Origin of the sequence: Pseudomonas paraglycinae, assembly GCF_021601625.1 — a bacterium.
In the GTDB taxonomy this organism is placed as follows: domain Bacteria; phylum Pseudomonadota; class Gammaproteobacteria; order Pseudomonadales; family Pseudomonadaceae; genus Aquipseudomonas; species Aquipseudomonas paraglycinae.
The window spans coordinates 114,392-127,467 of sequence record NZ_BQHR01000015.1 but is presented as its reverse complement, the minus strand read 5'-3'; the positions used below and the strand labels follow the sequence as shown (position 1 = coordinate 127,467).

Here is a 13,076-nt window from a genome sequence, read left to right as displayed (position 1 = left end):
TCGTTCGGCGACAGACCCACTCTAGGCACCGCTCCCTGCTGTCGCAATCAGCCTGTAGGACGTGGAATCACCACGTCTGGCCATAGAGTTCGCTCGCGTTCGGCGGCGTAACTGGCGTAAATCAAAGGCTGCGGAGTATCAGGGGAAAATGACTAGCCAGGTTTCGGCCCTCTTCGCAGCCACACAAGAACAAGCCCCCTCACCACGCGGAGCAATTTCCTACGGCGTTTTAAGATCAAAAAAATCATCACACATCCCCGCCCCGGAACTTTCCTCAAAACCGATGTCAATTTGATGGCGTGTCGCGACGCTCATTCATCGGCTCAAGCAGTGCCAGGCTGGTTCCTGGTCAACCATGGAAGTGTGTGATGAGACTATTACTCGCAATGTTGTTGATGTTCAGCGGCTACAGCTTTGCCAGTTGCGGCAACATTGATGACCACGATCAGCGTGCCTATTGCAATGCAAGGGAGAGCGGCAGCAGTTGCGGCAACATCGATAATCACGACCTGCGGGCGGCGTGTAACGCGGAGCAGGGCGGCAGTTCCTGCGGCAACATTGACGACCATGACCAGCGCGCCTATTGCAATGCCAAAAAGAGCGGCAGCAGTTGCGGCAACATCGATGATCATGACCTGCGTGCGCGGTGCAACGCGGAGCAGGGTGGCAGTTCCTGCGGCAACATCGATGATCATGACCAGCGTGCCTACTGCAATGCCACCACGGGCGGCAGTAGTTGCGGGAATATCGACAACCATGATTTGCGTGCGCGGTGTGAGGCCATGAAGCGCTGATCTGGTTTTGATTGCGTCACCCAGTGCCGGCTGTTTTCCGGCAAGCCCAAGGAAGTGTGAGATGAAACTGATTCTTGCGATGTTGTTGCTGTTCAGCGGTTACGTTTCCGCCAGTTGCTCCAGCATCAGTGATCACGACAAACGCAGTTACTGCCAGGCCAGGGAGGAAGGCAGCAGTTGTTCTTCCATCGGCGCCCACGATTTGCGTTCGGCCTGCGAAGCTGAGAAAGGCAGTTCGTGCTCAAGCATTGGCGACCATGACCAGCGCGCTTATTGCGAAGCCAAAAAGGGCAGCAGTTGTTCTTCCATCGGCGATCACGACCTGCGCGCGGCCTGTGAAGCGGAGAAAGGCAGTTCATGTTCAAGCATTGGTGATCATGACCAGCGGGCGTTTTGTGAAGCGAAGAAGGGCAGTAGTTGTTCGTCAATTGGCGATCATGATCTGCGCAGTCAGTGTGAGGCCATGAAACGCTGAATCCACCCGCCATCTAGAACCAAAAGGGACACCCATCGGTGTCCCTTTTTCATGCGCGCTTGAACGCCGTTATTTCGCCTTCCAATGCCCACCCCCGTTCTGGCAATCAATCCGCGCCTGCGCCAGATGCTCCACGTCGTAGTAATAGGTGGTCACTTGCGCGCTGTCCGGAATGTTCAGGGCCTTGGCGTTTTTGTCCTTGCTGGTGGAGTGCGGGTTGGCCAGGGATTCCTGAGTGAGGGTGGCGATACACGAGGCCTGATAGTGGTCGGCGCAGTGTTCGACTTTGGTTTTGCTGCTATTGAGCATGTCCTTGCTTTCGTTGCTGCATGACCAGTCGATGGCGTTGACCGGCATGCCTTCGTATTCGTAGCAGCTGTGCGTCTCGACGGCGGGCACCGAGGGGCTGGAGGAGCGGGTCTTGACGTCGCAGCCCTCGGCCATGACGCAGGTGGGGATGAAGCTGAAGGTGGCGATTAGGAGCAACAGTCGGATGTTCATCGCGGAACTCTCCTATGGCGCCGTGTTTGATCGAGTGCGGGGCGCTTATGGTTTCGAGGTTGGGCGGGCGCGGGAGGTTCCATCAGGATTTTGATTTGCGCCGGGCGCACAGAGTGAGAAACAATCGGACACACCTAGCACCCAAGGATTGGAACAGTGCACATGATTCAAATCGGCAGCCACAACAACGCCCCCACGCCGCAGCACAAAACCCAGGACATCTACATCTTCAGCATCGACCTGTCCCGACCGGCGACGCCGTTCTGTTTCGAGCAATCGATTGGCGGCGGGCATGTCGAGCAGGGTGGTGCGCGGTGGTTGGCGCTGGATGAGCTGGATGGCTGGCCCGGCGAATGGTGTGAGCATTTGAAGAAGTCCGGTTGTGCCTGGGTAGCCGAATTGATGGACGCGCATTCGGGGGAGAGTCAGGCTGATCTGGTCTCGCTGATTCTCCAGCGCTATGCCGAGCCGGCGCAGCCAACTGGGCGTTTGCAGGCGATTGGGCGCTGGTTCAAGCGCCACTTCTATATTGGCGGCCGGTACGGCGTCTGACCCGAGGAAACCCCTATGACTCAGACACTGGAACGCGCCATCGCCATTGCCGCCACGGCCCACGCGGGGCAGGTGGACAAGGGCGGCGCGCCGTACATTTTGCATCCGCTTAAAGTCATGCTGCGCATGAACAGCCTGGAAGAGCGCATCGTTGCGGTGCTGCACGATGTGGTCGAGGACTGCGGCATCAGCCTGGAGGATTTGCGCAAGGAAGGCTTCAGCGAATCCGTTTTGTCCGCCATCGAATCGGTGACCAAAGTGCCCGGCGAATCCTACGAGGACTTCGTCGAGCGGGCGGCGCAGAACCCGATCGGGCGGGTGGTGAAACTGGCGGATCTGGAAGAAAACAGCGACCTGTCGCGGATTGCCTCGCCGAGCTGGGAGGATCTGGAGCGGATCGAAAAATATCGGCGGGCGATTGGACGGCTGCGCGCCTGACCTAACTGAAAAGCACCTTGAATAGCCAGGAAGGCGACCATGAAATCCATTCTGTGTTTGGCGATTGCTGCCGGCTTCGGCGCACTGTTGCAATTCGAAGGCGTGCCCCACGGTTTGCTGTTGGGCTCGATCCTTGTCACCGCGCTTGTAGTCACCAGATTCGGCATCGTGCCGGCAACGCCCTATGGCCTGGGCTACATCCAGGTCACGCTGGGCATCGCCACCGGGTTGATGTTCGAAGCGTGGGACAGCGCGACCGTTTCGACGATGTTGCCGAGCCTCGGCGTGTTGCTGCTGTGCCTGGCAGTGCAAGTGGCGCTGGCCGCGTGGTGGCTGTCGCGCGGGGCAGGGTGGAATCGAACGGATGCCTTGCTGGCGGTGTATCCGGGCGCGCTGGCGGCGGTGTTCGATTTGCTGGAATCGCATCAGGCGTCGAGCAAGGTGATCATCGTGCACTTGATGCGGCTGCTGCTGATCACGGTGCTGGTGAGTTTGCTGATTCCCGGAACGGCACCGGTTGACGTGGCCGAGGTCGAGCCGCTGTCGACGGGCATGGCGTTGACCGTGCTGTCGGTGATCGGTTTGAGCGTGGTGGTCGGGCGTTTGCTGCTGGCCGTTGGCGTGCCGGCGCCGTTCATGTTGACGGCAATCATCATCACCGCCGTATTCGTGAAATCAGGATGGCTGCAGGGCTTTCACATGCCGGATTGGAGCCTGAATCTGGCGGCGCTGATTCTGGGTGTGCGGATCGGTTCGCGATTCCAGGGACTTGGCCTCGCGGAACTGGGACGTCATGGCCGCACGGCACTGGTCTCGGTGGGTTTGATGATTCTGGTCGCGGCGGTTTTTGCATTGGCGGCGGCACGGTTGCTGGGCAGCGATGCGTTGTCGCTGTGGCTCGCCTACATGCCGGGGGCCATCGAAACCATCGCGATTGTGGCGTTCGCGGGCGGGCTGAATGTGGTGTTTATCCTGACTCACCATCTGGCGCGAATGGTGGTGTTGCACTTTGCACCGGCGTTGTTGGTGCAGGTTCGGCGGGTGCGGGAAGGGGCGTGATCCAAGTGGTACTGACTTTTATGGATAATCAGTGCCACCGTTTGGATAACGGCATCTGCAAATTCGCCGGGCGGTTAGATCGACCCCTTTGAAAAAGCCATATTTCTGAAAGGCCAAAATCGAGTAGTTCGAACAGCTAGGTTCGAATCTACATGCCGATCTCAGCCTTTCAGGCGCCATTTTCTGATAGCAACGGATTGCCAATATGGCGATGGGGACCATCATGCAGGCTTGCGTAGGGAAATGACGTAATACTCGGTCAGCACGTTTTTCTTACCGAGCAGCGTATCGAAGCACCCTGGTTTGACAGAAACCCCAATGGTATCGATTCGGTAGAACTCCCAACCGTCTTCTGCGTGGGAGTTCACTACGTTCTGAAGGTAGGCTGCGGCTTCATTCCCACGGTGCTCCTTGGCACGAACTTCAATGTTTGGTGGGACCTGAACCATTTTATATACGTACATCCTTGCTCATCCTTTCCATCGCTGCATTCCGAATGAATGACAGAACTCAACGTTTATACTCAATTTGATATCTCTTGGCCATCACTCGCTCAGCGTTGCTGGATTGGTCGTGAACTACACTCCCAGATTACCCCGCCCCACAGGCAACCCCGCCGCGTCGGAGGTCATCATGTTCCGCTTCTCACTCTTCATCGCAGCGTTCCTGTGTGCCACACAGGCCAGCGCCGAATCCGTCGTCCCGCTCAAGGGCCAGACTTCCCAGCAAACCCAGATCGACATCAACGATTGCCATTCCATCGCGTCCACCTCAACCACGTCGACACCCCAGGCCGGCGGTCGGTTGAAGGGCGCTGCAGTGGGAGCCGCTGCCGGCGCCACCGCAGCTGAAGTGCGCGGCCGTCAGCACGACGAGTTTTACGAAGCCGTGGATGATGACCGCAAGCAGGATTATCGCCAGAACCGCGCCAAAGAGACGGCTGCCGCCGGTGCGGTAGTCGGCGGTGCGCGGCAGCGGCAGGATCGGCGCGAGCAGCGGCGGACCGATGCTTCAGCCAGTTCAAGTGCCTACACCGGTTGCCTGCAGGGGCGGGGTTATCAGGTCACGCCCTGACGGCTTTCCCGGTGCGCGACGAGCAGGTGCATCATCAGGCCGCTGTAGAGCGTCACCAGAATGAACAACCCCATGCGCACCGCGAAGGCGGTGTAGACGTCTTTAACCGCTGCACTGTCCTCCACCGACTGGCCGAGCAGGATGATCATGGTGATCAGGGTGTTGAGCCAGAACCCCGGCGTGAGTTGCGTCGGGTGCAGCCGATAGAGTTTGCGCGCCAAGAACAGCCCGAACAGCAGCATCCACAGAAAGAACATCCACAGGTGCACGAACAGGCTCAACGCACACCAGAACAGCACCGCCAGCAGTCCGCCGAGCAAGGTCGAGCCGAGCAGTTCGCGCCCGGCGTGGTGGGTGCGGGTGGTGGTGCTTTGCTGGCCGAGGCTGACGGCTTTGAGGATGATCGGCAGGTAGCTGGCCGGGTCGATCAGCACCAGCAGGAAGGTCGGCAGCACGATCAATGTTGCGCGCATTGCTACGCGGGGCACGTCTTCGGCGGGCAGAGCGGGAGCGGGTGGTGGCGCGGGGCTGTTGGCCGGTTCCGGGAACAGGACGTGGCTCAGGCCGACGATGACGACGGCCAGCAACAGGCCTTTGACCAGCGCGCCGATCACCGCCATCGCCAGCTCGAATGAGGCGAAACCGGCGGCGGAGATCATGGTCATGCCGATCACCAGAAACGTCATGATTAGCACGTTGCCGCCGCGCAAGCCGTAGGTGAACACCAGAAACAGCCCAATAGCGATCAACAGCACGCCGCACACCGGGTAATACCGCAGCAACGGCACCAGCAACAGGCCGAGACTGGTGGTAAATGCGGCGACCAAGGTCAGTACCAGCGCCATTTTGACTGGCAACGGCCGAGGCATGCTGGCCAGCAGCAACACCGCGAGCACCGGCGACAGAAACGACAGCGGCAAGGCGAGGCCGTAACTGGCGGCGGTGCACAACGCCGTGCCGTAGGCCAGACGCAAGGCCCGTTGCGCTGGAACGCTGCGTTCAATAGGCATACGACAGCCAACTCATCAGCCAGACAAACACCCGGCCCAGCGGATTGAGCAGATTGCCTTCGCTGGGAAATGCCATGACTTCCGCCTGACCGCCGGCACGAATCGAACGGCTCTCGAACAGACGCTTTTTCGCCTCTTCGCTGAACTCGATGATCACCGGAAAACGCTGGGCCGGACGCAGCCAGTCGCGGCTGTTCTGGATCGTCGGCAGGTTGCCGGGCGGCGGCGTCTGGCCGACGCTGACGCCATAACCGACGCTGCGCACCCGGCCGTCGAGCACTTCGCCTGGCAGGGCGTCGAGGATGATCGACACCGGCGTACCGGGCTTGATCCGGCCGAGGTTGTTCTCGGTAAGGTCGGCGCTGACCCACACATCCTGGATCGTGATCAGCGTCATCACCGGACTGCCGACAGCGGCGAACTGGCCGACGTCGGTGCGCAGGTCGGTGATCAGGCCCGCCGAACGCGCGCCAATGCGGGTGTTGGCCAGATCCAGTTCGGCCTTCGCCAGCGTGGCGGCGGCGCTGAGCAGCTTGGCGTTGGTGTCGGTGTTGCCGCCTTCCTGCTCCTGCGCACGCAGCACTTCGGCTCGCGCGGCGGCGACCTGGCTGACGGCGGCCTCGTGGTTGGCCCGGGACACTTCCAGCAGCCGTACGGACACTGTGCCTGGGTCTTCTTTATACAAGCCTTCAAGCCGTCGATTGTCCTGGCGCGTTTTGAGTTCATTGGCTTGCGCCGCACGCAACGATGCCTGAGCCGACGCGATGCCGGCGGTGCTGGCGCCGACCGTGCGCCGGGTGTTTTCCAGATCGGCGCGGGCCCGGTCGACGGCGATCTGCAGCGGCTGCGGATCGAGCTCGAAGAGGATGTCGCCGGCCTGCACGTCCTGATTGTTGCGCACGTTGACCTTGATCACCCGGCCCGCGACTTCCGCCGCCACCGGGATCACGAACGCGCCGACCCGCGCCTGCTGGGTGTAGGGCGTAAAACGGTCGGCCAGCAGATACCAGACCAGGCTCAGCACAATCACCAGCAGCACCCAGCGGATGCCTTTTTTCGCCGGATCCGGCGGCGCTTCATCACTCATGGCGGTCTACCTGCGAGGGAATCGGATAGGTCGGTTGGGGCGGCGGGGCGCTCAGCAGATCGCCCCAGTCGGTGCGTTGCTGCATCTGCTGTCGGGTCGCTGAATCAATCTGCGGCCCAGCGCTTCGCCAGCCACCACCGACGGCGCGGTACAAAGCGATCAGATTGCTCACGGCGTTGCTGCGGCTGACCAGATAGTTGTCCTGTAGCTCCAGCAATGCGCGCTGGGCATCGAGCACCCGCTGAAAGTCTGAATAGCCTTCGCGATATTGAGTGTTGGCCAGCACCAGCGAACGTCGCGCCGCGCCTTCGGCCTCGCCGAGAATGCGTTCGCGTTCCAGCGCTTTGGTCAGGCCGCTGGCGGCGTCGTCGGCCTCGCGGGCAGCCTGGCGGACTTTGTCGCGATAGGCCTCGATCAGTTGCTGCAACCGCGCGTCCTGCACGCGGATGTTGTTGTGGATGCGGCCGTAGTCGAACAGGTTCCAGCGCAGGCTCGGGCCGCCGATCAGGTCGAAGCTGCGCGGGGTGCTGCCGAGGGTGTCGCTGGACCAGACAATGCTGCCCAGCAGGGTCAGCGAGGGATACATATCGGTTTCCGCCACGCCGACCAGCGCCGATTGCGCGGCCACGTTCAGCTCCGCCGCGCGCACATCGGGACGGCGCAGCAGCAGGTTGGCCGGGACATCCTGCAACACGGCGCGATCCACCAGCGGAATCAGCCCCGATTGTTCAGCCAGGAACGCCGCACCACCGGGCGGCTGGCCGACCAGCACCGCCAGCGCATTGCGGGTGCGCAGCAACTGATCTTCGAACGCCGGAATGCTGCTCAGGGTGCCGAGGTATTGGGTTCTGGCCTGTTGCAGGTCGAGTTCGGCGGTCTGGCCGCTGCGAAAGAGTTTTTCGGTGATCTCGAAGTTGCGCTTTTGCTGGGCGGCGTTTTCCCGAGCGACCCGCAGCCGGGCTTCGGTGGTGCGCAGGGCAAAGTAGGTGTCGGCCACTTGAGCGCGCAGCAGCACGAGGGCGTCTTCGTAGTTGGCTTGGGCGGCGAAGTAGCTGGCGTCGGCGGACTCGATGGCACGGCTGAAGCGCCCCCAGAAATCCAGTTCCCAGCCGACATCGAACGCGGCGCTGTGCTGCCAGAAGTGCAAGTCCTGCGGATTGCTGCCGCCGGACTGGTGGCGATCGATGTACAGGCTGTCGGCGCTGGCCTGTTGCAGTTGCGGGTAGCGACCGCTGTCAGCGATGCCCAGTTGCGCGCGGGCTTCGAGGACCCGCAGGCCGGCGATCTTCAGGCTGCTGTTGCGGGCTTCGGCGTCGCTGATCAAACGGTCGAGGATCGGGTCGGCAAACACCTGCCACCACTGGCGCAGATCCGGCACGGTGCCGCGTTCGCTGGCCTGCTCCAGTGCCGGGCTTTGCCACTGCTTGCTCCAGGCTTCGGCCGGTGGCTGGAAATCCGGGCCCAGCCGCAGGCAGCCGCCAAGGCTCAGCGCACCGAGCAGCAGCAGGTGGCCGGGACGGATCAGCAGGGCTGGCGTTGCAGGCATACCGGGAGGCCCCAGCGGGAAATGTCACTGGAGCATAGACCGCAGATTGCGGGTTGTTCGAAGCAATCAGCTGCTACGCTTTTTCAGGCGAACACCACCGAACCCCGCCCCGGATAAAAAGGTAGGAAGCCATGGACACTGCTCAAGAACCGCTTGCCCCCACCAGCGCCAGCTGGCGTTTCAAGGTCGGCGTGGCAATCATCTGCCTGATGCTCGGTTCGTGGCTGATGGTGCCGATTGCCGCCGCCCTCGACGTGCCGGGCTCGAAAGTCGCGGCGCTGACCGGGGTGTTGTTCATCAGCAATAAAGTGCTGTTGCTGCTGGTGATCGCGGTAATGGGCAAGGCCGGGTTCGCCGAACTCAAGCGCACGATCGGCCACTATATTTCCGGCGTGATCCCGACCCCGGTGGCTGAAGTCAGCCCGCTGCGCCACAAGATAGGCGTAGTGATGTTCTGCCTGCCGCTGCTGTCGTCCTTTCTGGAACCGTATTTCGACAACTTCTTCCCGGGCGTACGGCCCAACCTCTGGCAGATGCAGGCGCTGGGCGACTTGATGTTCGTCGGCAGCTTTTTCGTGCTGGGCGGCAATTTCTGGGACAAGGTGCATGCGCTGTTCGTGCGCAAGGCGCGGGTGGTTGCGGAATGACCGCCAACTGAGCACTGACTTCGATCAGGCGTGCCCGAGCGCGATGGCAAACGATACGACGACCATGCAGGCAAATGCGAAATTGAGGTTCATGGGGTGTTCATCCTGGTCCTTTTGAAAGTGGGGCCATTCTGCCGGGGTGGGGTCAAAAGAAAAAATTCGGCTTCGTGATTCCAATGATCGAAGCCATTGATACCTGCGTTGTGTTTACCGACCGGCTTGGCTAATCTCGCCAAACCTGCAACGACAAGCACAAACAGGCAAAACCATGCACGATCATTCCGCTTCCAAGCTTCCTTCTCTGCGCCGGCAGAAAATCCTTCTGATCCTCGAACGTGACGGCAAGGTCATGGCGTCCGAGTTGAGCCAGCATTTTGCGGTGTCCGAAGACACCATCCGCCGCGATCTGGCCGAGCTGGACAACGCCGGGCTGGTACAGCGAGTGCACGGCGGCGCGCTGCCGAGGCCCAAGGACACCGGCAAGGACTACTTCACCCGGCTGGAGGAGATCGACGAGGTGAAGATTCGTCTGGCGCAATTGGCGGCGCAGCAGGTCAGGAACGGGCAGACGGTGATGTTCGATTCCGGTTCCACTTCGTTGCAGGTGGCGCGTTCGTTGCCCAGGGATATCAGCATCACGGCGGTCACGGCCTCACCGATGACGGCGATCGCGTTGTCCGAATACCCGGGCATCAAAGTGATTCTGGCGGGTGGGCAGTTGAATCCGAAAACCATGTCCGCCGGTGGTCACGAGGCGCTGCGGCTGCTGTCGGGGATCAAGGCGGATCTGGCGATCACCGGGGTCTGCGCGATTCATCCGGAGGTGGGCATCACCTCGCTGCATTTCGATGAGGTGCCGGTCAAGCAGGCGCTGCTCGACTGTGCGGCGCGGGTGATTGCCGTGACCACGGCGGACAAGCTCGGCGCGGTGGAGCCGTTTGTGGTGGCGCCGTGCGAGCGCTTGCACACGCTGATCACCGAGCGGCATGTGGCGTCGGGGAGTGTCGAGGATTATCGGCGGTTGGGGATTGAGGTGGAGCAGTTGCCCGACTGAGGATTTGTGGCAAAAAAAGGCCCCATCACTGGCGATGGGGCCTGTTCGATCAGCGCAGTTTTTCCAGCATCTGGTAGTACCACATGCCGGCCGCGAGCATCGGATTACCCAGCAGATCGCCCATTGGCACGCGAATGTGCGTGCACGCGGCAAACGTGTCGAACTGCTGCATCTGCCCGGTGATCGCGCGGCTCATGATCTCGCCCATGATGTGGGTCGTGGCGATGCCGTGGCCGGAGTAGCCCTGGCAATACCAGACGTTGTCCGAGAGTTTGCCCAGTTGCGGGATGCGGTTGATGACGATGCCCATCGCGCAGCTCCACTGGTAATCGATCTTCACCCCTTTGAGCGCCGGGAAAGTCTGTTCGATGCACGGCCGCAGTTCGCCGGCGATGTCCCGTGAGTCCTTGCCGCTGTAGTTGGCGCCGCCGCCGAACAGCAAGCGACCGTCGGCGGTGAGGCGGTAGTAGTCGAGGACGAAACGGCAGTCGTAAACGGCGAGGTCTTCAGGGTTGATCTGCTTGGCCAGATCCCCCAGCGGTTCGGTGGTGACGATGCCGCCCATGGCCGGGAAGATCTTGCCCTTGAGCTGGCCCGGTTCGAGCTTGTGGTAGACGTCGCCGGCCAGCAGCACCTGATTGGCGTCGATCTGGCCGTGGGCCGTGCGCACGCCCGGGTTGTCACCGTGAATGATTTCCAGCACTTCGCTGTTTTCGAAGATCAGCGCGCCGAGGCTTTCCGCCGCCCGCGCCTCGCCGATGCACAGGTTGAGTGGGTGCAAATGCATGTTGCGGGTGTTCTTGATTGCGCCGTGGTAGAGATCGCTTTGCAGCAGATCGCGTACCTGGCTGCGGTCGAGCAGGCTTACCTCGTCGCCCATCCCTCGGCGCACGGCTTCGTCGTAGTCGCTGCGCAAACCGGCCATGTGGCTCGGCTTGTACGCGGCGTGCAAGTGGCCGTGCTTGAGGTCGCAATCGATGGCGTATTTCTCGACCCGCTGCTTGATGATTTCGTGGCCGCGCCAGCGCAGGTGCCAGATGAAATCATCGACCTCATCGCCCAAGGTGTTGCGCATCTGTTTGCGCATCGCACCGTCGCCGGACAGGCTGCCGGTGACCTGCCCACCATTGCGCCCGGTGGCGCCCCAGCCGATCTTGTGGCTTTCGACGATGGCGACTTTCAGGCCTTTTTCGGCCAACTCGACGGCGGTGGCGACGCCGGTGAAACCGCCGCCGATGATCACCACATCGACCTTGTGCCGGCCTTGCAGGGTCGGGTAGTCGGTGTCGCGGTTGAGGGTCGCGGTGTAGTAGGAATTGCTGCGTTCAGTCATCTCAGTATCCAAGGCAAAAAGAGGAAAAAAGGATCAGGCTTCGGTCAAATACCAGCGCCAGTCCTGCTCACCCACTTCGGCCATGAACTGCCGGTATTCCGCACGTTTTACCGCCAGATACACCCCGAGGAATTCCTGCCCCAGCGCGTCCCGCGCCCACACCGAATTTTCCAGTGCTGTGAGCGACGTCAGCCAGTCGGTCGGCAGCAATTCTTTCGCCTGCGCGTAACCGTTGCCTTCCACCGGCTCACCCGGATCGATGTCTTCTTTTATCCCGCGATGAATGCCCGCCAGGATCGCCGCCGCTGCCAGATACGGGTTGGCATCGGCGCCGCAGATGCGGTGTTCGATGTGTCGGGTGTTGGCCGGGCCGCCCGGAACGCGCAGGCTGACGGTGCGGTTGTCGACGCCCCAGGTCGGTGCCAGAGGCGCGTAGCTGTTGGCCTGAAAACGCCGGTAGGAGTTGGCGTTCGGGCAGAACAGCAGCAGCGAATCGAGCAACGAGGTGAGCATCCCGCCAATCGCCGTGCGCAGCAGCGGGGTGCCTGCCGGATCTTCGGAGGCAAACAGATTGCGCCCCTCGGCATCGGCGAGACTGACGTGCATGTGCATGCCGGTGCCCGCGAGGTGATCGAACGGCTTGGCCATGAACGTCGCCTGCATCCCGTGCTTGTGCGCCACGGCTTTGACCAGCCGTTTGTAGCGCACGGCCTGGTCCATCGCCTCCAGCGCATCGCCGTGTTCGAGGGTGATTTCCACCTGGCCCGGCGCGTATTCCGAGATCACCGTGCGCGCCGGAATGCCGTGCAGTTTGCAGGCGCTGTAGAGGTCGGCGAGGAACGGTTCGATCTGCTCCAGCTCACGCAACCCGTAGACCTGCGTGTGCCTCGGTCGACCACCGTCGGCATCCAGCGCCGGTTGCGGGCGACCGTTGTGATCGCGTTTGGCGTCGAGCAGATAGAACTCCAGCTCGCAGGCCATGACCGGGTGGTAACCCTCGGCTTTCAAGCGGTCGATGACCTTGATCAACAGGTGACGCGGGTCGGCAATGCTCGCCGGCATGCCTTGTTCCGGGTGCATGCTGACCTGCACTGCAGCGGTCGGAATCTGCCGCCACGGCAAGCGCACCAGACTGCCTTCCAGCGGGTAGGCGCGGCAGTCGATATCGCCGACGTCCCACACCAGACCGGAGTTTTCCACGTCTTCGCCATGCACGGTGAGGCCGAGAATGGTGCTTGGCAGCGGGCGTCCGCTTTCGTATACGGCGAGCAGTTCTTCGCGGTGCAACAGCTTGCCGCGCGGCACGCCGTTGGCGTCGAGGATGAACAGCTCGATCATGTCGATGTCGGGGTTCTGCTCAAGAAAGTTACGAGCGTCTTCAATGGCTGCGAATTTCATAATCAATCACTCACGATGGCGCCGCACAGGCGCGCAGATTCGGCCTGGACGCAGCTCGGCAAAAGGCGCGGGCGTCCTGGCAGGGATATCGAAAAAAGAGGGGGAGCT

At 61.6% G+C, this 13,076-nt stretch carries 16 protein-coding genes; 8 read left to right on the top strand and 8 right to left on the bottom strand.

All coding sequences use genetic code 11. From position 1 onward, the window contains the following. Positions 1-368 precede the first annotated feature (368 nt). Together L6D82_RS21625 and L6D82_RS21620 are read left to right on the top strand one after the other, a co-directional pair. Positions 369-794 carry a hypothetical protein gene (locus tag L6D82_RS21625; protein WP_085613026.1) on the top strand — a complete coding sequence of 142 codons (426 nt, stop codon included), beginning with the start codon at positions 369-371 and terminating at the stop codon, positions 792-794. 61 nt (positions 795-855) lie between these two features. Next, entirely contained in the window at positions 856-1,269 is a 414-nt protein-coding gene (locus L6D82_RS21620; RefSeq protein ID WP_085748285.1) for a hypothetical protein, read from the top strand. A 69-nt stretch (positions 1,270-1,338) separates the two neighbouring features. On the opposite strand, the gene L6D82_RS21615 is transcribed toward L6D82_RS21620, so the two are convergent. Next, positions 1,339-1,770 (bottom strand): hypothetical protein, encoded by a 432-nt coding sequence (locus L6D82_RS21615; protein ID WP_236191540.1) that lies wholly within the window; start codon positions 1,768-1,770, stop codon positions 1,339-1,341. Between the two features lie 162 nt (positions 1,771-1,932). Here L6D82_RS21615 and L6D82_RS21610 point away from each other — a divergent pair, with 162 nt between their 5' ends. From L6D82_RS21610 to L6D82_RS21600, 3 genes are read left to right on the top strand one after another with little or no spacing between them, the layout of a single operon-like run. Beyond that, positions 1,933-2,322, top strand: coding sequence for a hypothetical protein (locus tag L6D82_RS21610; RefSeq protein WP_236191587.1), 390 nt, complete (start codon positions 1,933-1,935; stop codon positions 2,320-2,322). A 15-nt stretch (positions 2,323-2,337) separates the two neighbouring features. Continuing rightward, positions 2,338-2,760, top strand: a complete 423-nt coding sequence (locus L6D82_RS21605; RefSeq protein WP_085748288.1) for an HD domain-containing protein — start codon at positions 2,338-2,340, stop codon at positions 2,758-2,760. A 39-nt stretch (positions 2,761-2,799) separates the two neighbouring features. Next, positions 2,800-3,819 (top strand): AbrB family transcriptional regulator, encoded by a 1,020-nt coding sequence (locus L6D82_RS21600; RefSeq protein WP_236191538.1) that lies wholly within the window; start codon positions 2,800-2,802, stop codon positions 3,817-3,819. Positions 3,820-3,837: 18 nt separating this feature from the next. Here L6D82_RS21600 and yidD read toward each other — a convergent pair whose 3' ends face one another. Both yidD and L6D82_RS21590 read right to left on the bottom strand, forming a co-directional pair. Continuing rightward, the gene (yidD, locus tag L6D82_RS21595; protein WP_084777083.1) at positions 3,838-4,041 is read right to left on the bottom strand and encodes a membrane protein insertion efficiency factor YidD; all 204 of its coding nucleotides are present in this window, start codon (positions 4,039-4,041) and stop codon (positions 3,838-3,840) included. Beyond that, positions 4,041-4,283, bottom strand: coding sequence for a DUF4177 domain-containing protein (locus tag L6D82_RS21590; RefSeq protein ID WP_236191536.1), 243 nt, complete (start codon positions 4,281-4,283; stop codon positions 4,041-4,043). The genes yidD and L6D82_RS21590 overlap by 1 nt, the downstream gene beginning before the upstream one ends. A 169-nt stretch (positions 4,284-4,452) precedes the next feature. On the opposite strand from L6D82_RS21590, the gene L6D82_RS21585 reads away from it, so the two are divergent. Continuing rightward, complete coding sequence (locus L6D82_RS21585; protein ID WP_236191534.1) at positions 4,453-4,893, top strand: YMGG-like glycine zipper-containing protein; 441 nt, start codon at positions 4,453-4,455, stop codon at positions 4,891-4,893. Here the strand turns inward: L6D82_RS21585 and L6D82_RS21580 are convergent. Genes L6D82_RS21580 through L6D82_RS21570 form a run of 3 tightly spaced genes read right to left on the bottom strand, consistent with a single transcriptional unit; the run spans position 4,878 to position 8,536 of the window. Continuing rightward, positions 4,878-5,903, bottom strand: a complete 1,026-nt coding sequence (locus tag L6D82_RS21580) for a DUF2955 domain-containing protein (protein WP_236191532.1) — start codon at positions 5,901-5,903, stop codon at positions 4,878-4,880. The two genes, L6D82_RS21585 and L6D82_RS21580, sit on opposite strands and share 16 nt — an antisense overlap. Beyond that, positions 5,893-6,990 carry an HlyD family secretion protein gene (locus L6D82_RS21575; RefSeq protein WP_236191530.1) on the bottom strand — a complete coding sequence of 366 codons (1,098 nt, stop codon included), beginning with the start codon at positions 6,988-6,990 and terminating at the stop codon, positions 5,893-5,895. The genes L6D82_RS21580 and L6D82_RS21575 overlap by 11 nt, the downstream gene beginning before the upstream one ends. After that, positions 6,983-8,536, bottom strand: coding sequence for an efflux transporter outer membrane subunit (locus L6D82_RS21570; RefSeq protein ID WP_236191528.1), 1,554 nt, complete (start codon positions 8,534-8,536; stop codon positions 6,983-6,985). Before L6D82_RS21570 ends, L6D82_RS21575 begins: the two co-directional genes overlap by 8 nt. A 131-nt stretch (positions 8,537-8,667) precedes the next feature. Here L6D82_RS21570 and L6D82_RS21565 point away from each other — a divergent pair, with 131 nt between their 5' ends. Beyond that, positions 8,668-9,183 (top strand): transporter suffix domain-containing protein, encoded by a 516-nt coding sequence (locus tag L6D82_RS21565; RefSeq protein WP_085748294.1) that lies wholly within the window; start codon positions 8,668-8,670, stop codon positions 9,181-9,183. A 268-nt stretch (positions 9,184-9,451) separates the two neighbouring features. After that, the gene (locus L6D82_RS21560) at positions 9,452-10,237 is read left to right on the top strand and encodes a DeoR/GlpR family DNA-binding transcription regulator (protein WP_236191526.1); all 786 of its coding nucleotides are present in this window, start codon (positions 9,452-9,454) and stop codon (positions 10,235-10,237) included. Positions 10,238-10,286: 49 nt separating this feature from the next. Here the strand turns inward: L6D82_RS21560 and L6D82_RS21555 are convergent, their stop codons facing one another. Together L6D82_RS21555 and L6D82_RS21550 are read right to left on the bottom strand one after the other, a co-directional pair. After that, positions 10,287-11,570 (bottom strand): NAD(P)/FAD-dependent oxidoreductase, encoded by a 1,284-nt coding sequence (locus L6D82_RS21555; protein ID WP_102687382.1) that lies wholly within the window; start codon positions 11,568-11,570, stop codon positions 10,287-10,289. A 33-nt stretch (positions 11,571-11,603) separates the two neighbouring features. Then, the gene (locus tag L6D82_RS21550; protein WP_236191525.1) at positions 11,604-12,968 is read right to left on the bottom strand and encodes a glutamine synthetase family protein; all 1,365 of its coding nucleotides are present in this window, start codon (positions 12,966-12,968) and stop codon (positions 11,604-11,606) included. Positions 12,969-13,076 lie beyond the last annotated feature (108 nt).